Source organism: Pseudaeromonas sharmana, from assembly GCF_042649925.1.
Classification (GTDB): Bacteria; Pseudomonadota; Gammaproteobacteria; order Enterobacterales; family Aeromonadaceae; genus Pseudaeromonas; species Pseudaeromonas sharmana.
In genome coordinates, this window is record NZ_JBHSAF010000014.1 from 928,449 (window position 1) to 945,831 (window position 17,383).

General features: G+C 60.5%; 14 protein-coding genes. 8 read left to right on the forward strand and 6 right to left on the reverse strand.

Annotated features, from left to right (window positions below):
- Positions 1-2 precede the first annotated feature (2 nt).
- Positions 3-1,235 (forward strand): MFS transporter, encoded by a 1,233-nt coding sequence (locus ACFOSS_RS13965; protein WP_377153541.1) that lies wholly within the window; start codon positions 3-5, stop codon positions 1,233-1,235.
- 107 nt (positions 1,236-1,342) lie between these two features.
- On the opposite strand, the gene ACFOSS_RS13970 is transcribed toward ACFOSS_RS13965, so the two are convergent.
- Positions 1,343-2,059, reverse strand: a complete 717-nt coding sequence (locus ACFOSS_RS13970) for a GNAT family N-acetyltransferase (protein ID WP_377153543.1) — start codon at positions 2,057-2,059, stop codon at positions 1,343-1,345.
- 344 nt (positions 2,060-2,403) lie between these two features.
- Complete coding sequence (locus ACFOSS_RS13975; RefSeq protein WP_377153545.1) at positions 2,404-2,661, reverse strand: hypothetical protein; 258 nt, start codon at positions 2,659-2,661, stop codon at positions 2,404-2,406.
- A gap of 275 nt (positions 2,662-2,936) precedes the next feature.
- On the opposite strand from ACFOSS_RS13975, the gene fepB reads away from it, so the two are divergent.
- Genes fepB through ACFOSS_RS13995 form a run of 4 tightly spaced genes read left to right on the forward strand, consistent with a single transcriptional unit; the run spans position 2,937 to position 6,755 of the window.
- Positions 2,937-3,956, forward strand: a complete 1,020-nt coding sequence (fepB, locus tag ACFOSS_RS13980; RefSeq protein WP_377153548.1) for a Fe2+-enterobactin ABC transporter substrate-binding protein — start codon at positions 2,937-2,939, stop codon at positions 3,954-3,956.
- A complete protein-coding gene (locus ACFOSS_RS13985) occupies positions 3,953-4,948 on the forward strand; it encodes an iron chelate uptake ABC transporter family permease subunit (protein ID WP_377153550.1) in 996 nt (331 codons plus the stop codon). The genes fepB and ACFOSS_RS13985 overlap by 4 nt, the downstream gene beginning before the upstream one ends.
- A complete protein-coding gene (locus ACFOSS_RS13990) occupies positions 4,945-5,940 on the forward strand; it encodes a FecCD family ABC transporter permease (protein ID WP_377153552.1) in 996 nt (331 codons plus the stop codon). Before ACFOSS_RS13985 ends, ACFOSS_RS13990 begins: the two co-directional genes overlap by 4 nt.
- Complete coding sequence (locus ACFOSS_RS13995) at positions 5,937-6,755, forward strand: ABC transporter ATP-binding protein (protein WP_377153554.1); 819 nt, start codon at positions 5,937-5,939, stop codon at positions 6,753-6,755. The genes ACFOSS_RS13990 and ACFOSS_RS13995 overlap by 4 nt, the downstream gene beginning before the upstream one ends.
- A 10-nt stretch (positions 6,756-6,765) precedes the next feature.
- On the opposite strand, the gene fes is transcribed toward ACFOSS_RS13995, so the two are convergent.
- Positions 6,766-8,061, reverse strand: a complete 1,296-nt coding sequence (fes, locus tag ACFOSS_RS14000) for an enterochelin esterase (protein WP_377153556.1) — start codon at positions 8,059-8,061, stop codon at positions 6,766-6,768.
- A gap of 112 nt (positions 8,062-8,173) precedes the next feature.
- Here fes and ACFOSS_RS14005 point away from each other — a divergent pair, with 112 nt between their 5' ends.
- On the forward strand, positions 8,174-10,357 hold the full coding sequence (locus tag ACFOSS_RS14005) for a TonB-dependent siderophore receptor (RefSeq protein ID WP_377153558.1): 2,184 nt from the start codon (positions 8,174-8,176) through the stop codon (positions 10,355-10,357).
- Positions 10,358-10,495: 138 nt separating this feature from the next.
- Here the strand turns inward: ACFOSS_RS14005 and ACFOSS_RS14010 are convergent, their stop codons facing one another.
- From ACFOSS_RS14010 to ACFOSS_RS14020, 3 genes are all read right to left on the reverse strand, one after another.
- Positions 10,496-10,963, reverse strand: a complete 468-nt coding sequence (locus ACFOSS_RS14010) for a hypothetical protein (RefSeq protein WP_377153560.1) — start codon at positions 10,961-10,963, stop codon at positions 10,496-10,498.
- Positions 10,964-10,995: 32 nt separating this feature from the next.
- Complete coding sequence (locus tag ACFOSS_RS14015) at positions 10,996-13,314, reverse strand: bacteriohemerythrin (RefSeq protein WP_377153562.1); 2,319 nt, start codon at positions 13,312-13,314, stop codon at positions 10,996-10,998.
- A 706-nt stretch (positions 13,315-14,020) separates the two neighbouring features.
- On the reverse strand, positions 14,021-14,368 hold the full coding sequence (locus tag ACFOSS_RS14020; RefSeq protein ID WP_377153565.1) for a hypothetical protein: 348 nt from the start codon (positions 14,366-14,368) through the stop codon (positions 14,021-14,023).
- Between the two features lie 494 nt (positions 14,369-14,862).
- Here ACFOSS_RS14020 and ACFOSS_RS14025 point away from each other — a divergent pair, with 494 nt between their 5' ends.
- Positions 14,863-15,963, forward strand: coding sequence for an extracellular solute-binding protein (locus ACFOSS_RS14025; protein WP_377153567.1), 1,101 nt, complete (start codon positions 14,863-14,865; stop codon positions 15,961-15,963).
- Between the two features lie 11 nt (positions 15,964-15,974).
- Complete coding sequence (locus tag ACFOSS_RS14030) at positions 15,975-17,378, forward strand: NAD(P)/FAD-dependent oxidoreductase (RefSeq protein ID WP_377153569.1); 1,404 nt, start codon at positions 15,975-15,977, stop codon at positions 17,376-17,378.
- The last annotated feature ends 5 nt before the right edge of the window (positions 17,379-17,383 follow it).

Below are 17,383 nucleotides of genomic sequence, written 5' to 3' on the forward strand. Positions count from 1 at the left end.
CGATGGTCATCAAGATCCTGCATGCCGGCTGGGAGAGCTGGTGCGGGCTGAGTCGTGCGGCTCGTCTGCTGGTTATCAATGCCCTGGCCTTCAATCTGGGCTTCTACATGATGATGCCCTACCTGGCTCATCATCTGGGCAGCGGTCTGGAACTGGCTGGCTGGGCGGTCGGCCTGGTCATGGGGATGCGCGTGTTCAGCCAGCAAGGCTTGTTTTTGCTGGGAGGAACCCTCGGTGATCGCCTGGGGTATCGGGCAGCCATCATCGGCGGCTGTCTGATCCGCTCGGGCGGATTTGCACTGCTGGGCTGGGCCGAGCAACTGCCCGTTTTACTGCTGGCGGCCTTCCTGACCGGATTTGCCGGAGCCCTTTTTACGCCCTGTGCCCAGGCTTATCTGGCTGAGGAATGCCCGCATCCGACCCAGCGACAACAGGCGTTTGCGTTGCACAATCTGGCCAGCGAGGCAGGCATGCTGCTCGGTCCGCTACTTGGCTTATGGCTGACGCAATCCAGTTATGCACTCACGGGCTGGGTGTCCGGTGGCGTGTTTTTACTGCTGACCGGGTTGCAGTGGCGCTATCTGCCACCTCATCACACAGCGGTTTCTCACTCTCGCGAGAGGGTCTGGCAGCAGTGGCGCACCATTCTTCGCAATCGCGCTTTTTTATGCTTTACGATCTTCTCCGCCGCCTATGGCGTGCTGTTTCATCAGCTCTATCTATCCATACCGGCATATATTCACAGCCAGCAGCAAACTGCCACCCTGTTAGGCAGCGTCTTTACCGTCACCGCCCTGATCGGTGTCCTGCTGCAGCTACCCGCCAGCCTCTGGGTACAACGGAGTTTAGGAGTAGCCCGAGGCATGGGATTGGGGCTGGCCTGTATGGGTTGCAGTTATCTGCTGCTCAGTTGGTTGGCTGCGTGGCCCGTCCTGGCCGTCCTGAGCCAGGCGGTGCTCTTTTCTCTGGGCTCTATTCTGTGCTATCCGCTGTTCTCAGCACGCCTGCCGCACTATGCAGCTCCCGGCTTGTTGGCCAGCCACTACGGGTTTTATGCCAGTGTGGGGGGCGTGGTCGCCTTGCTGAGTAATGTGCTGCTCGGTCTTTGTCTCGGCGCTTCGGGTACCACGCCGCCCCAGTGGATTTGGTATCTGCTGGCGACGTGTGGTCTGGTGGCCGGTTGTGCTCTTTATCGCCAGGTCAGGCGTGAAATCGCCGAGGTCGCGACGTGTTAGCGCTCGCAGCCTGGGCGCGTTTATCAGCATGCCGTCTCGGGCAAACGGACCTACCCGCCTGACCAGTCCCTTAGAACCCCTTGGACCCTGGACAACATAACCAGAGGCTAGCCTGCAGACGGTGCGCGACAGGCGGCCAACGTACAGCGCTGCTGGCCCTGCGCCGTGAAATTATCTTGGCATAACCAACGCGCAAAACCCGCCCGCAACAGTGGCCAATCGCTATCGATCACCGAAAACCAGGCGGTATCCCGGGTCCGCTGTTTGTATACCAGCGCTTGCCTGAATATCCCTTCAAATTGAAAGCCAAGGCGCAAGGCAGCTTGCCGGGACGGTGCATTGAGGGCGTCACACTTCCACTCGTAACGACGATAACGCAATTCATCAAACACGTAGCGCATCAATAAAAAATGCGCCTCCGTGGCAAGCCGGGTCTGCTGCAAACGGGGCGAAAAGGTGACATGTCCGACCTCAATCACCCCGGAACCAGGATCCATTCGCATCAACGCCAGCGTTCCTATCGCATCACCGGACGCCAGGTCGATAACCGCATAGTGCCCGGGATCCTGGCTGCTGGCCGCGGCGGCCAGATAGTCCCGGTAGGCTGCCAGGTCGGGAAAAGGACCAACCGGCAGATAGGTCCAGTCGCGGCCATCGGCAGCCTGGGAGAAAGCCGAAAACAAGCTTGCGGCATGTTGTGACGCATCCAGGGGCTCCAGCATGCAATAGGCACCCAGGAACGTTCGTCTCTCCGGCAACGCACGTCGCGACCAACCGCTCACGGCCTCTCCGACCGGCTGTCCGTACTCATTGTATCTACTCATTCGCTGTGCCCTGTCGCGTTGATCTCTTCGCCACTGTAGCATGCCAGGATGAACGAGTGATGTGCACACGCAACACCATCAGCGGCACGATTCGCACTTTGGCCTGCGCCTCGTCGATGCCCTCTTGGGGCCTCGCGCGCCGCCTCGGCACGCAGCACGTCTGCAGCGAGCGGCATTCAGATCCATAGTGATATGTCGATCCAGAGCATGAGCCTGCAAGATGAATACGCCATCGGCCCCGATACGGCGTATCGAGACTCGCTGCGCAGTCAAGGTCGGTTACAAGCGTTCAAGTCCCGTAAACCACAGCTGCAGACTCAAATTACCGCAGCATGCGATGAGACTCACGCTGCGGCAATCACCACACCGACGGCTTTTTCCAGATGACGCGTCAGGCCGAGGCAGTGGTCACTGGCGCCGACCAAAAACAGGCTGAACCCCTCATACTCCCGAAACGGCAGACTGGCCTCCATCTCGTCCAGCAGGCAGAACGTCAACCGCACCCCGGCGAACGCCTGTCGCAGCTGGCTGATCGCGTTGTCTCCCAGCCCATGGTTTGCAATCGCCGTCGTTAATTGTTCGAGTGTCTGTTCGCTGATCATGTTCTCTCCTGCAACCGCCTGGGTATGGACAATGCACGCATTAGCCAGGCTTGCATCAATATCTATGCCAACTGCCAGCACTGCGTATTTGGCGCCAACATGTCACTTTCGTCCGACCGACTGTCGGATCCAGGACAGCATCTGTGTCTGATTTGCCACAGGCATCCTGATTGCTGGCCCGCCGCGGATGAGCCGTTACCATCGGCATGGTTGCAGACTAGCCTGATAAGATGATAATAGTTATCATATGATAATTATTCCTATTTGGTGCCCTCATGCTGCGTCCATCTCTACTCATCCTGTTCTCACTATGGCTGCCGCTGTTAACCGCTTGTGATCAGGCCGTGTCATTACCGCCCGCTGCTGCGACGTCACAGCCGGACAATGCCGCCGCAGCATCGGGTTGGCCAAGAACCCTGCACACCGCCGCCGGACCACTGACGCTGCATGCGCCACCACAACGTATCGTGTCAACCAGCGTGACCCTGACCGGCGCCCTACTCTCCATTGATGCGCCAGTCGTGGCCTCGGCGACGGTGCGCCACAGCGGTGGTGTTACCGACAAGACCGGTTTTTTTAGTCAATGGGCCGACGTGGCATTGGCCCGCGGCGTGGTCCCCTTGTATCAAGGCGAAGTGAATGCGGACGCCGTCCTCGAGATGCAGCCAGACCTGATTGTCATCTCGGCGACAGGCGGAGATTCGGCCTTGAAATCGCGGGATCTGCTTGCCACGATCGCTCCGGTGCTGGTCGTCAATTACGACGACCGCCGCTGGCAGGATGTCGCCGCCCTGCTTGGCGAGGCCACTGGCCATGAAGCACAGGCCGCGGCCATCAGCCAACAGTTTGAGGCCGATATTCGCGCCTTGCATCAGCAAGCCAGGTTGCCACAAGACGCCGTGACCGCCATGGTCTATTACGAGGATGGCTCCGGCGCCAATATCTGGACGAAAGAGTCCGCACAAGGGCGGCTGCTGCAACAGATCGGCCTGCGTCTGGCCCCCTTGCCGGCCAGCCTGAGTGCACAGAGCGTCGCACTGGGGCGCCGCGACATAGTGCCGGTTTCCGGCGAACGCTTTGCCGAGGCGCTGACCGGCCAGAGTGTGCTGCTGTTTGCTACCGAAGCGAGCACGGTAACGGAGGTTCTGCGCAACCCCCTGCTCAAAAACCTGAGTGCGGTACAAGCACAGCGCATCTATGCGCTTGGTGCCGATACCTTCCGCCTCGATTACTACAGCGCACGGCATCTGTTGGCTCGCCTGGGCGCGCAGTTTGCGACGCAGTCGACACCATGAGCCCGGCAAGATCCGAGACGCTACTCTGGTTGACCGCCGCACTGACGCTGTCACTGATGTTGGCATTGAGCCTGCTGCTCGGCGCACGGCCCATCCCTGTCGGCGCCATCTGGGATACGCTCGGCGGTGGCGTCAACGACTTCTCACCGCTGATTCTGCATGGTCGCCTGCCAAGAACCTTGCTGGCACTGCTGGCCGGCGTCGCGCTCGGACTCAGTGGTATCATGATGCAGTCTCTGACCCGCAATCCGCTGGCGGATCCCGGTATTTTGGGGATCAACGCCGGCGCCAGCTTTGCGGTCGTGTTCTGCGTCGGCCTGCTCGGGCTGTCCAGTCAACAGGCGGTGATCTTCAGTGCCCTGCTCGGCACATCGAGCGCCGCACTGCTGGTCTTCTTTCTCGGCAATCTACGAGGCCTGAGTGTGCACTCGGCACACTTTGTTCTGGCCGGGATTGCCATCAACGCCATCTTGAGCGGCTTATCGTCGGCGATCACGCTCCTCAACCCCGCCGCTTTCGAACGCTTTAGATTCTGGAATGCCGGCTCAGTCGACATCCTGGATCTCACCCCGGTGCTCTGGGCATGCCCCTTGTGGTTGCTTGGACTGGGCCTGGCACTATGGCTGGCCACCCCGCTCAATGCCATGGTGTTGGGGCAGCAGACTGCCACGTCACTAGGCCTCCGGCATGGCCTCATCTTGCTGTATTCACTGCTGAGCCTCACCTTGCTGGTCGGCACCAGCACCGCACTGACCGGCCCCATCGGCTTTATCGGCCTGATGATCCCCCCGCTCGTACGTTGGCTGGCAGGTCAAGACCATAGGCGCATGATGCTGCTGGCCTGTTTTCTGGCGCCGAGCTTGTTGCTGGCGGCCGACATTCTCGGTCGCTTCATGCTGACCAACGGCATCCGCGTCGCCGTGGTGACCGCCCTGCTCGGAGCACCGATCATGATCTGGCTGGTCCGCCGCCATGGCGGCTCGCTGAGATGAGCGCACGCCGCCTCCCCCATCTGGCCGCCTGCTCATTGCTGGCGCTCGGTCTGCTGTTGATAGCCGCCGGCTTGTGGCTAGGGACATTGCGACTTTCTGCGCAGCAAATCTGGGACGCCTTGTGGCTGCAAGGCGTGCCGATGCACCAGACCGTGATTCTGCAATGGCGGCTGCCACGGCTGCTGATGGCCATTCTGGTCGGCATGGCACTGGCCGTTGCCGGCGGCATTTTTCAATCCCTGTTACGCAATCCGATGGGCAGTCCGGACGTGATCGGTTTCAATACCGGCGCCTGGAGCGGCGTCCTGGTGACCGTGGTCGTACTGCACGGTGGTGAGATGGCCATGGCCTTCGGATCGCTGCTCGGTGGCACACTCACCGCCGCACTGATTTTCGCGCTGTCCTGGCAGAACGGTTTGTCACGCCTGCGGCTGATACTGATCGGTATTGCCGTCAGTGCCATACTCAGCGCCCTGAATGTCTGGTTGATGATGAGTGCGACACTGGACTCGGCCATGACCGCCGTATTGTGGAGTCTGGGTTCCCTCAATGGCATGACCTGGCAGAAATGCCTGCCGGTCATGGCCGGGGTTCTGCCTTGCCTGTTATTGTGCCTGGCCGGCCAACCGCCGTTGCGCCAGCTCGAACTCGGAGATGATACCGCCGCAGCCACTGGCGTCCGGGTTCAGCCGGTGCGGGTACTATTGATGCTCGCGGCGACGGCACTGACCGCTATCGCCACCACAATGACCGGGCCCATTCCGTTTATTGCGTTGGCCGCCCCTGCGATCACGGCACGCCTGACCGGCCAGCCCTCTCCGGCGCTATGGCTCATCGGCCTGACCGGGGCTGTCTTGTTACTTGCCGCCGATCTGCTGGCACAACACGCGCTGCCAGGTACCCAGTTACCTGTTGGCATCCTGTCCGTCAGCCTCGGTGGCGGTTACCTGCTGCTGTTATTGCTGCGCCAAACCCGCACGAGCATGCCATGACCCAGACCTCGCACCACCACGTCCAACCGCTTTTGAGCGGCACACACCTCAGTTTCGGCTATCGGGATCATCCGGTCGCCGAGGATTTGAATGTCCAGATCCCCCAGGGCGTCTTCACGGCCATCATAGGTCCCAACGGCTGTGGGAAATCGACCCTGTTGCGCACCCTGTGTCGTTTGCTGACACCACAGCAGGGGGAGATAGTGTTCGATGGCAAGGCCCTGCATCACTACTCCGGGCGCGAACTGGCCCGCAAGATGGGGCTGTTGGCGCAAAGCGCCGTCGCGCCGGAGGGGATCAGTGTGCAGGAGCTGGTCGCTCGCGGACGTTATCCGCACCAATCCTGGCTACGTGGCTGGGGCGACGACGATGAGGCTGCCGTCCATAGTGCATTGCAGATGACCGGTCTGCAGAGTCTGGCCAACCACAAGGTCGATGCCCTCTCCGGTGGGCAACGCCAGCGGGTCTGGGTGGCCATGGTGCTGGCCCAGCAGACCCCGCTGATTTTGCTGGATGAGCCGACAACCTATCTGGATATCAGCCATCAAATCGAACTGCTGGAGCTGTTCCATGCGCTGAACCAGCAGACAGGGCGTACCCTGGTGGCGGTGCTGCACGACATCAATCAGGCCTGCCGCTATGCCGGACACCTGATTGCCATGCGCGATGGCCGCATCATCGCCGAAGGCGAGCCGGGGCGGATTGTCAACGCCGATCTACTGCTTGAGGTATTTGGTCTGCGCTGTAGCGTGATCGCCGATCCGGTCACCGGAACCCCGCTGATTCTGCCTCATCGCGCGCCGCTGCAGTTGTAAAACGGCGCCCTCAAGGCGCCAGTAACCAACTCAATCCATCCAGCAGCCCACCGCGCCAGCACAGTCGATCATGGCCCCCTTCAAAGGCGCGGAAGCTGATGTCATGCACGCCGCGCTGCAACACTTCGCACATCGTCTCCGACAGGCTGATCATCTCACCCTCACGGGTGCCCGCTTCCAGCCAAATCTTCAACGGCAAGGATAACGGGTGCAGACGGGCCTGTTCAGTCAACCAGCCACCAGCTCCCGGCAGCCGGCCCTGGATCGGGTCACTGACCTGGTGTACCAGCGAACGATCCGGCCACCAAAACGATCCCGACTGGCTGAGCACGGCACCGAAACGCTCAGGCCAATGCAGTCCCGCGTACAGCGCGGCCAGACCGCCATAACTTTGCCCGGCCACCACGGTGTGCGCCGGCTCGTCGGTGAAGGGCACGGCACGGGCAACCTCGGGTAACAGCTCCTGCTGCACCGCCTGCCAGAACAGCGGATTACAGGGGAGCTCGCTGGCGCGCGTGACGTTGTCGATCTCGTCGATCAACAGATACAACGCCGGCGGCAAGCGGCCGCGCCGGGTTTCATAGTCCAAGGCATCAAAGACAGGCATATTCTGCGCCCAGAAGCGGCCATCCAGCAGCAACACCAGCGGCAGCGGCTCACGGCGCTCGCAGGTCGAGCCCGTCTGGTAGCGCCAGACACTGCGCCGGTTTCCCAACAGCTCGCTGTGCCACGACATCTCGACCACCTCGGGCGGCAGGGTATCGGCGCCGAGATCAAACGCGACCCAGGCCGGTTGTGCCGGCGCCTGCGGCATCTGCAATGCCGATTGGCGGATCCCCCATTGGCTCATCTGGGCACGAACCGGGTTGAGTGGATCGCGCACCGCCAGCGGCTGCAGGCTTATCCACCACTGCCGTTGGCGATCTGCGTCGCGCTGAGCCAGATCCCAGTCCGGCAACTGCCGGGCCTGACAAGGTATGAATTGGTACGCACCGCGCCAGTTAGCCGGCACCTGCATCATCCAGAACCAGACATCCGTCCCCGGCCAGCGCTGCATCCTCGCCGGTGTCGGACTGTGGTGGTCGGTCACCGAATTAACGTCCATGTACACGGCTGCGATCGATGAGCGCTCAGCCGTCCCCTGCGGATCCTGCCACAGGAACAACACCTCATACCGATCTGCGGCCATGGCGCGAATCAGCGGCACCTCGCTGCTTTTGACCTGTTGCCACCAGGCCTCACTGCCTACGGCCACGGCACTTCTATCCAGCCATTGGGCAAATAGCCCGTGCTCGGAAACGTCCATCCGACTCTCCCATACGATCAATTGATAATAATTATCATTAATAATATGATGTTTGTCACCCCTTTCGGATGAAGGGTCTTGCCCTCACACTACACAACAAGGAATACCATCCATGCCTGAACAGATTGTCTTGGCCACGCGTAGCCAACTCCCCTCATCTCGTAACCCACTGCGACTCACCACCCTCGGTTGCTTGATCCCGGCACTGCTCACCCCGGTGTTTGCCGCCGAGCAGACGGTCACCCTCGACACCGTCAACGTCGAGGCCAGCGCCGTCAGCGACGAAGCCGCCACCAGCCGCAAGGTCAGCACAGGTTCAACCAAGACCGCTACCCCCTTGAGCAAGACGCCGCAAAGCGTGTCCGTGGTCACCGCAGCCGACATCGAAGAAAAAGGCGCCGACTCGGTTGCCGAGGCGCTGAACTACTCCAGTGGCCTGGTCACCAATTATCGGGGCACCTCAAACCGTAATGACGAAGTCATGGCCCGCGGTATGGGTGGCTATTTGCCGCAGTATCTGGATGGCATCAGCTTTGCTTCCGGCTCCAGTGGCGCCAGCCTGTCGCCCCAGGTCGATCCCTGGCTGCTGGAAAAAATCGAACTGATTCACGGCCCGGCCTCGGTGCTGTACGGCCAATCGGCGCCGGGTGGCTTATTGAGCCTGACCAGCAAACGCCCGACCGCCACCCCGCTGCACAAGCTGGAGATCGGTTACGGCAGCGATAACCAGCGTCTGGCGGCATTCGATCTGGCCGGTCCGGCCACTGACAGCGCAACCGTGCTGTACCGCCTGACCGGTCTGACCCGCGCCCGCGATGGTCAGGAGCAGTTTGTCGAAGAGGAGCGTTACGCCATCGCACCGGCGGTCACCTTCCTGCCCAACGACCAGTTCAGCTTTACGCTGCTGGCCAGCCTGCAAAAGGATCCGGATGCCGGCTACCGTAACTTCCTGCCGGCAGAAGGGACCGTGTTGCCGAACGCCAACGGGTCGATCCCGAGCGACTTCTTCGCCAGCGATCCCAACTGGGAACATGCCAGCCGCAAGCAAAACTCGATCGGCTACCTGATGGAATACCTGGTCAATAACCAGCTGACCTTGCGCCAGACGGCCCGTTACACCCACCTGACGCAACAGACCAAGACCGTGATCTATGACAGCTGGGCCGACAGCAGCCAGACGGTGATGAACCGCTGGGCACAGAAATTTGATGACAAGGTGATCAGCGCCGGACTCGACAACCAGGCCCAATACCAGCTGCAAACCGGCGCGGTGGCGCACACGCTGCTGGCCGGTGTCGACTACAAGCGTTATCAGTACGACAACAAGAGCTGGTCCGATCGGGATGCCGACAGCGATCTGGATCTGGACTGGACCCACCCGCAGTACGGCCTCGATACCAGCAAGATCAGCCTGTCGGCGGTCACCGACGAGTTGCAAAAACGCAAGCAGCTCGGGGTTTATCTGCAGGATCAGATGAGTGTGGGGCGCTGGGATCTGGTGTTATCCGGTCGACATGACCACGCTGACATCAGCGTCGAAGATCGCCTCGATGGCACCCGCATCGACACCACGGCCAGCAAGAGCACCGGACGTGCCGGCCTGTTGTACACCTTTGACAACGGTCTGGCACCCTACGTCAGTTACGGCACCTCGTTCGAACCCATCACCACCACGGATGCCAACGGTGAGCTGTTTGAACCGACCACGGCTCGCCAAAGCGAAGTGGGCATCAAGTACGCGCCCAAAGAACGGGACTTGCAGGCCACCGTGGCCGTGTTTGATCTGCATCAGGAGAATGTGGTCACCACCAACTCACAGACTCGCCTCAGCGAACAGACCGGTGAAGTCGGGTCCAAAGGGGTCGAAGTGGAGTCCCGCCTTGGCCTGACCGAGGCCCTGACCTGGACCGCCGCCTACGCCTATACCGATTCCAAGACCCTCAAGTCGGAAAATCCGGCCGAAGTCGGGCTCAAGACGCAGTATATCCCGCGCCATGCCGCCTCCACCTGGCTCAATTACCAGTTTGATATGGGCCTGACCACCGGCGCTGGCGTGCGTTATGTCGGGGAAACCTATAGCCGTAACAACCGGATCACGGTGCCGGATTACACCCTCGCCGATCTGGCCTTGGGTTACGATCTCGGCAAGGCCAGCTCCAGCCTCAAGGGGGCCAAGGCACAGCTGACAGTCAACAACCTGTTTGACCATGAGTATGTGTCCAGCTGCTCCGCCACCTGGGCCTGCTTCTACGGCGAAGGCCGCAGCGCCATGGCCAAGATCGGCTACAGCTGGTAAGCGCAGGCAAGCCGGGGCGCTACAGCCACGCCGGCCATCTCTGGTGGGCGGCATGGCCAAAGCCCCCGCGCCGCCGCTACCCAGCGGCCTGTTATTACCCAGCCCAGGCGCCAACGGCACCTGGGCTGTTTTCCCTCTTCAGCGACAGCCATAGGCCAGATTGCAGTAGTACTCCCAGCGCTCCGTCTCTTTACCGCTGCGCAACGTTTTCTCCCGCGTTGCGATCACATCGCTTATCTGTTGAAGAATCACCGAGAGCGGATTTTTCTCGTTGATCAGCCGCGCCGCATACATGGTTATCACCGCCTCGGCTTCAATCGAGAGCAGCCAGCTCAGGGTCTCGATTTGCGATGCCTGCACCTCCAGCTCGGATAGCAGGTTGTGCTTTTGATAATCGGTGATGCCATTGATCAGCGCCGCCCGATGCAACGCCTCGCGGGCATGACCCAAGCGGATCAGCTCCTGACAGACAGAGTGCAGCAGCTTTCTGGCATGGGGATACTGCTCGCGGTAGACCAGATCCCCGACCTCCTTGAGCGCCACCAGGTGGCGGCGATCATTATCCAATCCACCGAGTGCCGACAGGGTCGTATAGTACTTTTTCATCACATGCCTCCTCGTTCGACCGCCAAGAGGCGTCACAGTCCCGCGCCGGAAAAACGGCCCCAATCACCGCGGCCACGCTGTTTGACCTGATACATGGCCTCATCGGCGCAGTGGATGAGGCCGTCCAGCGTGTCGTGATCGTCCGGGTAGATGGCGACCCCCATGCTGGCGGCGATGCGGATCGTCTCGTCATCATGCACCGGGATATCCACCGCCAGCAGCCGCTGCAGCTTTGTCATCAGCGGTTCAATCTGTCCGGCCTCGGCAAACTCCTCCAGCACGATCAGAAACTCATCGCCGGACAGACGACAGACCAGGTCACTGCGGCGCACGCCTTGCTGCAAGAGCCGGGAGAACGCCAGCAGCACAGTGTCACCGACGGCGTGTCCGTAACGATCGTTGATCGCCTTGAAGTGGTCGATGTCCACATAGACGAACGCCGCTTTCTGGCCCCGACGCCGGGCGCGCTCCAGCGCCAAGGGGACAAACTCGAACAGTTGCAACCGATTGGCCAGCCCGGTCAGGCTGTCGTGGCGCGCCTCGAATGCCGCCTGTGCCTCGCGTTGCCGCAACGCTTGCTCGGCCTGGTATTTGTCGAAAATCACCCGCGCCAGTTGCAGCGCAGTATTGATGGCGCGGATCTCGTTCTGACTCAACTGGTGAGTTTGCACATCCAGCTCCAGTTGCAGATCGGCATGATGATGGCCAGATGAGCGGCAGACAAAGCAATAGCGGGCCATCCCATTCTCAGATTGCCGCACATAGGTCTCCGACGGCAGCGCCACAGGCGCCGTCGCGGCCGGCGGCCAGGCACCAGGATTCACCGCATGCTGACCGCGCCGCGTAAGCACATGCTGCCGGCGATGAATGTGGTCATGCAGTATCACCTTGGTCAGCGGCATCTCCATTTCCAGCAACCAGTCGGCCAGCTCGCCGGCCAGCGTCTTCAGCACCAGCTCCGGTGAGGTATTGCGCGACAAGAAGCGGGACAAGGTCCGGTTGCGCAGCCGCTCCTTGCGCTCATTCTGAACCCGACGGCTGATATCGCGCGCAATGCCGATCAGGTACTCCACCCCTTCGAACACCACAGGACGTGTCGATACCTCAACATGCAACACGGCGCCATCCTTGCAGCGCTGCCGATCGCGAAACATCAAGGCGCCCTGACGCTGCACCTGCTGCACGTGGCGCCGCCAGCGGCTGGCATCACCCAGCCCAAGCGTCAGCTGACAGAGGGTCATGGCCTTGAGCTCTGCGCTGGTATAACCCAACATGCGGGCGGTCGGCTGGTTAACATCGAGGATCTGCGAACTGAGCGGATCGACGATAAACATGGCATCGCTGGCCTGATCCATGACGGCACGAAACAGTTTCAGCCGCCGGTGGTGGCGATTCTTCTCGGTTACATCCTCGATGGCGACAAAGACTCCGACCACGGCGCGGTCGCAGTCGAAAACCGGTTGCCATTTACTGTGCAGCTCGAGCCCATCTCCCTGCTCTGCCGAGCCTGCCGGCAAGAACAGCGTGGACTGGCGACGGATGTCTGGCTGGCGTATCACCTCGGCGATCAGGCTGCGCACCGACTGGCCATTGCTTTGTCGCAAACGCGCCACCAGGTCGCTGGGTATCAGCGGTTGCATTGCCCCGGTCGCAAGACACAGCGTCGAAAACGCCTGGTTAAACCAGATTAATTCCGCCTGCAGATCGAACCATAAATAAGCATCCTGTGAATTTTCAACCAGCAGCCTGAATTTCGATTTAGGTGAACTATCTCGATATATATCCAGAATCGATACTTGGGTTTTGACCAGGGTATCCACCAGAACATCTATCGAATCAAAAAATGGAGCGCCCTCAGCGGTATTTCCAGCCCTATTTACCGCCATGTGATTCGCCGGCTGATCTAGCGACTGAATTAAGCTCTTATCATCGAGCAAAATATGCACAGCCAGCCATTTAACCAGATAACCCAGCAACTCCAGTGTCAGCGCGTGGTAAACGCTGGCCGTGTCGGCCTGCGCCAGGGCCTGCTTGAAGCTGAGCACGCGTGCAACAAAGTCAGAATGCGACGCCTTGTGCCGGCGTAATGCCTCGTCTGGGAGTGACGAATGGGAAAAGAGCATTTCCTCATGTGTAAAGTGGTAGCCGGTATAATCAATCAATTCCAGGAACAAGCTATCCAGCTTGGTATGCACTGACGAATTGACGACGCCATTTGCCAACTGGTTAACCAATGACATCAATTTTTTATGCTGGGAATCTACCTGTTCATTGCCAGTTGCATATCGGCTATCCCAATAAAAAACCTGCAATGCTGAGTGTGGAGCCAATATTCTTTTATTCATAATCATGTCCCGTGTGCTGTGTGCACATCTATTTATTTACCACTGTCATTCGTTAAATTATTGTTAATTCTCCTCTGTAAAAGTGACATCTTCAGGATATATTTGCATGGTTAAAAAGCGCCGATCCCGTTCACACTTTCATACATATCCAGCCAGCAAACCTCAAGCCGTAAAGAACAAAAAAACAATAAATATCAATGCATTACAATTAGAGGGAGTATAGCGTTCGATTCAGCACCGTCTTCAGTGAAATTAATAACCAGCTTCTTTCTAATTAATTAGATTGTCATTACCAGCGCAAGGCGTAAATCAATCGTTACGATGACGAAATTGCAGTGCCAACAGTGAATTCACTCTGCGCGATAAGGGCTGAAGCACAATGGCAAACAGCCCAGCCGTCTTCGTTGATGATGTCTACGCGGATGCGCCGGGAATAGTGGCGCTGACGCCGATGCCGGGCGGCTGCGGGTCTGTTTTGGCTAGATAGCCGCTCCTGGTAGCGCGCCATCGACCAGGAAGCACACGCTGACACGCCGTAACCCCATCCCGGGGGCGGCACAGCGCCATCCCTGGCGCAGAGGGTCCGCTTAGCGCTAGCTAAATCAATGTCGGGAGTGAGCGACTATTCGGAACCGCTCTTTAGCTGGCGCTGTGGCTGTCAATGCGCGTGACCAGGCAGCTGCAGGGCAACCGAGCGATGACAACGGGTTTATCATTCGCGGTGCTCGCCCTCACCCGGTGAGGACTCACTGACCCAGCCTGCATTATTGTGGTGCAACCCCACGGCTTGTTTCGGTGCCCTTTTCCCCGCCATGGCGCGGTTGGCTCCCCCCTGCCCGACAGCGTCCGTGATGGTGTAAAACACCGCCGGCACGCCGTTGTAGCTCGCGATTTGTCGGTGGTGTGCCGCATTGGCGGAGCCAGCTCCTGGCGACGGTATTGCACTGCTGGCACAGGGGTTGCTTTGCAGCTGATACACAGCAGGTGAGGCGTCACTCACTACCGAGGCGACACCCGGCGTCCAGCCAGACGCAAACCTGTGCCACGATGGCCGTGCCATCTTTGGTTAATCGCTACGGATATTCGATGTTGGATAACAGACGACAGAGGAATCAAAGCCGTTGCTCCAGCCCGGCGCTGAGCCTACGCAGGAGCGCGTGCCTATGTGTCCCATGATGCAGGCGGCTTGCGGCCGCCCCCTCTCCAGCCGGACCTGGCAGCACGGATGCTGCCGCGGCCTGCGCCAGCGCCCTGCCGGCGCCCATCGCCCATGGCCTGCCGCAATCTGCGCCCTGAGCGGCGCAGACACGGCACCGTACCGTCGTTGCCAACCCGTTACACGTCATGATCACCCCGCAGCGGTGCGGCGTTACACCCGTGTAAGCCGCGCCGCCAGTCCTGAGTTTTGCGCATCGTATGCGGACGTTATCACGCGTCATCGGCCGGGCTTATGCCTGACCGCGACCCGTGCTGCCGCCCGGATCCGGTACGCCTATGTCGATGCCACACCCCAGGTGCGGATCAACCCAGTGCAATACCAAGGAGATCAAGGTTATGGACAAGAGACAAGCGTGGATGCGTGTCGCTGGCCTGCTGGTGCTGTGTGCCCAGCCCGCGGTAGCCAGCGAGGAGAAGATACTGCACGTCTACAACTGGAATGACTACATCGCCAAGGACACCATCGCCAACTTCGAGAAAGAGACCGGCATCAAGGTGGTGTATGACGTGTTCGACAGCAACGAAGTGCTGGAGGCCAAGCTGTTCTCCGGCAACACCGGTTTCGATCTGGTGGTGCCCAGCTCCGACTATCTGGGGCGCCAGTTGCAGGCCGGCATCTTCAAACCGCTGGACAAGAGCAAGCTGACCAACCTTGGCAACCTCGACCCGGCGGTGCTCACGCTGCTGCAGGAGAAGGATCCGGACAATGCCCATGCCGTGCCCTATCTGGGCGGCACCACCGGCATCGGCTACAACGTCGACAAGGTCGCCGCCGTGATGGGCAAGGATTTCCAGATGAACACCTGGGATGCAGTGTTCAAGCCGGAAAACCTGGCCAAATTGCATCAGTGCGGTGTCGCTTTCCTCAACTCACCGACCGATCTGTTTACCGTGGCCCTGCGCTACATGGGCCGGAATCCCAACTCCCACGATCCCCAAGACTACAAGGATGCCAGTGCCATGCTGGCCAAGTTGCGGCCCTACATCACCTATTTCAACTCGTCCCAGTACATCAACGATCTGGCCAACGGCGATATCTGCGTGGCCATCGGCTGGTCCGGTGACGTCATGCAAGCCGCCAGCCGGGCCGAAGAGTCCGGTAACAAGCAGCAGATCAATTATGTGATCCCGCAGGAAGGCAGCGACGTGTTCTACGACATGCTGGTGATCCCCAGCGATGCCCGTCACCCCGACAATGCCCACGCCTTTATCAATTACCTGCTGCGGCCGGCGGTGATCGCCGAGATCACCAACTATGTCGCCTACGCCAATGCCAATGCCGCCGCCACCCCGATGGTGGACGAGAGCATCCGCAGCAATCCGAATATCTACTATGGCGACGCGATGAAGCCGAAGATGTTTGTCCAGCAGGTGCTGCCGCAGAAGATCACCCGGGTGATCACGCGCGAGTGGACCAAGGTGATGACAGGAAAATAACAGGAGTTGTTATGTTACAGACGGTGTTTGAACGTCAGTTACCCCCGGAACAGACCATCCGCGCGGCACTCGCTGACACCCGCCACGCCCCCTACTGGCTGGATGCCCTGCCGGAGCGCCCACGCTACCCGCGCCTAGGGGGCGATGGCCGCAGCGATCTGGTGATCGTCGGCGGCGGCCTGGTCGGCCTGTGGAGTGCCGTGCTGGCCAAGGAGCGCTTCCCCGACAGCCAGGTGATGCTGCTGGAAGCACGCCAGCTGGGCTGGGCCGCCTCCGGGCGCAACGGCGGCTTCTGCGAGGCCAGCCTGACCCACGGCGAGAAGAACGGCCAGCGTCGCTGGCCGGAGGAGTACGACACCCTGTATCGCATGGGCATCGACAACCTCGACGAGATGCAGGCAACGCTGGAAAAGTACCAGATCGACTGCGATTTCGAGCGCACCGGCGAACTGGTGGTGGCGGTCGAACCCCATCAGGTCGACGAACTGCGTGGCGACGGCTTCCTCGATCAGGCGCAAGTGCGCGCCGAGGTCAACTCGCCGACCTTCCTCGCCGGCCACTGGGACGGTACCGACACCGCCATGCTCAACCCGGCGAAACTGGTGGTCGGTCTCGGCCAGCTGGCCAGCCGGCTCGGTGTCATCATCCATGAATCGAGCCCGGTCGAGCGCCTGCGCCGCCTCGCGGGTGGACGCGTTGACGTCGTCACCCCCCACGGCAGCGTCGATGCCGCGCGGGTGATCCTGGCGACCAACGTCTTTCCATCGCTGCTCAAGCGTTACCGGCTGCACACCATTCCGGTCTACGACTTCGCGCTGATGACCGAGCCGCTGAGCGCCGAGCAGTTGGCGGCCATCGGCTGGCAGCACCGTCAGGGGCTGGCCGATATGGCCAACCAGTTCCACTACTACCGCATCACCCGTGACAACCGCATCCTGTTCGGCGGCTACGACGCCCTGTACCACTTCGGCGGCCAGGTGCGTGAGGAGTACGAGCACAGCCACGCCTCGTTCCACAAGCTGGCCAGCCACTTCTTCACCACCTTCCCGCAGCTGGCCGGGCTGCGATTCAGCCATGCCTGGGGCGGCGCGATCGACATCTGTACCCGCTTCTGCGCCTTCTTCGGCAGTGCCTACCGCGGCAAGGTGGCCCACGCCGCCGGCTTTACCGGCCTCGGCGTCGGCGCCAGCCGCTTTGCCGGCAATGTGCTGCTGGATCTGGTGCATGGCCTGGATACCGAGCGCACCCGGCTGCAGATGGTACGCCAGCCGACGCTGCCGTTCCCGCCGGAGCCCATCGCCTACCCGGCAATCCGCCTGATGCAGTGGCGGCTGGATTGTTCAGACCACAATCAGGGGCAGCGCGACTGGTTCTTGCAGACCATGGACAAGCTGGGGCTCGGTTTCGAATCCTGAGCCGT

Coding starts and splice junctions, on each gene's coding strand:
- ACFOSS_RS13965 (WP_377153541.1), top strand. CDS start 3: ATGGTCATCAAGATCCTGCATGCCGGCTGGGAGAGCTGGTGCGGGCTG.
- ACFOSS_RS13970 (WP_377153543.1), bottom strand. CDS start 2,059: ATGAGTAGATACAATGAGTACGGACAGCCGGTCGGAGAGGCCGTGAGC.
- ACFOSS_RS13975 (WP_377153545.1), bottom strand. CDS start 2,661: ATGATCAGCGAACAGACACTCGAACAATTAACGACGGCGATTGCAAAC.
- fepB (WP_377153548.1), top strand. CDS start 2,937: ATGCTGCGTCCATCTCTACTCATCCTGTTCTCACTATGGCTGCCGCTG.
- ACFOSS_RS13985 (WP_377153550.1), top strand. CDS start 3,953: ATGAGCCCGGCAAGATCCGAGACGCTACTCTGGTTGACCGCCGCACTG.
- ACFOSS_RS13990 (WP_377153552.1), top strand. CDS start 4,945: ATGAGCGCACGCCGCCTCCCCCATCTGGCCGCCTGCTCATTGCTGGCG.
- ACFOSS_RS13995 (WP_377153554.1), top strand. CDS start 5,937: ATGACCCAGACCTCGCACCACCACGTCCAACCGCTTTTGAGCGGCACA.
- fes (WP_377153556.1), bottom strand. CDS start 8,061: ATGGACGTTTCCGAGCACGGGCTATTTGCCCAATGGCTGGATAGAAGT.
- ACFOSS_RS14005 (WP_377153558.1), top strand. CDS start 8,174: ATGCCTGAACAGATTGTCTTGGCCACGCGTAGCCAACTCCCCTCATCT.
- ACFOSS_RS14010 (WP_377153560.1), bottom strand. CDS start 10,963: ATGAAAAAGTACTATACGACCCTGTCGGCACTCGGTGGATTGGATAAT.
- ACFOSS_RS14015 (WP_377153562.1), bottom strand. CDS start 13,314: ATGATTATGAATAAAAGAATATTGGCTCCACACTCAGCATTGCAGGTT.
- ACFOSS_RS14020 (WP_377153565.1), bottom strand. CDS start 14,368: ATGGCACGGCCATCGTGGCACAGGTTTGCGTCTGGCTGGACGCCGGGT.
- ACFOSS_RS14025 (WP_377153567.1), top strand. CDS start 14,863: ATGGACAAGAGACAAGCGTGGATGCGTGTCGCTGGCCTGCTGGTGCTG.
- ACFOSS_RS14030 (WP_377153569.1), top strand. CDS start 15,975: ATGTTACAGACGGTGTTTGAACGTCAGTTACCCCCGGAACAGACCATC.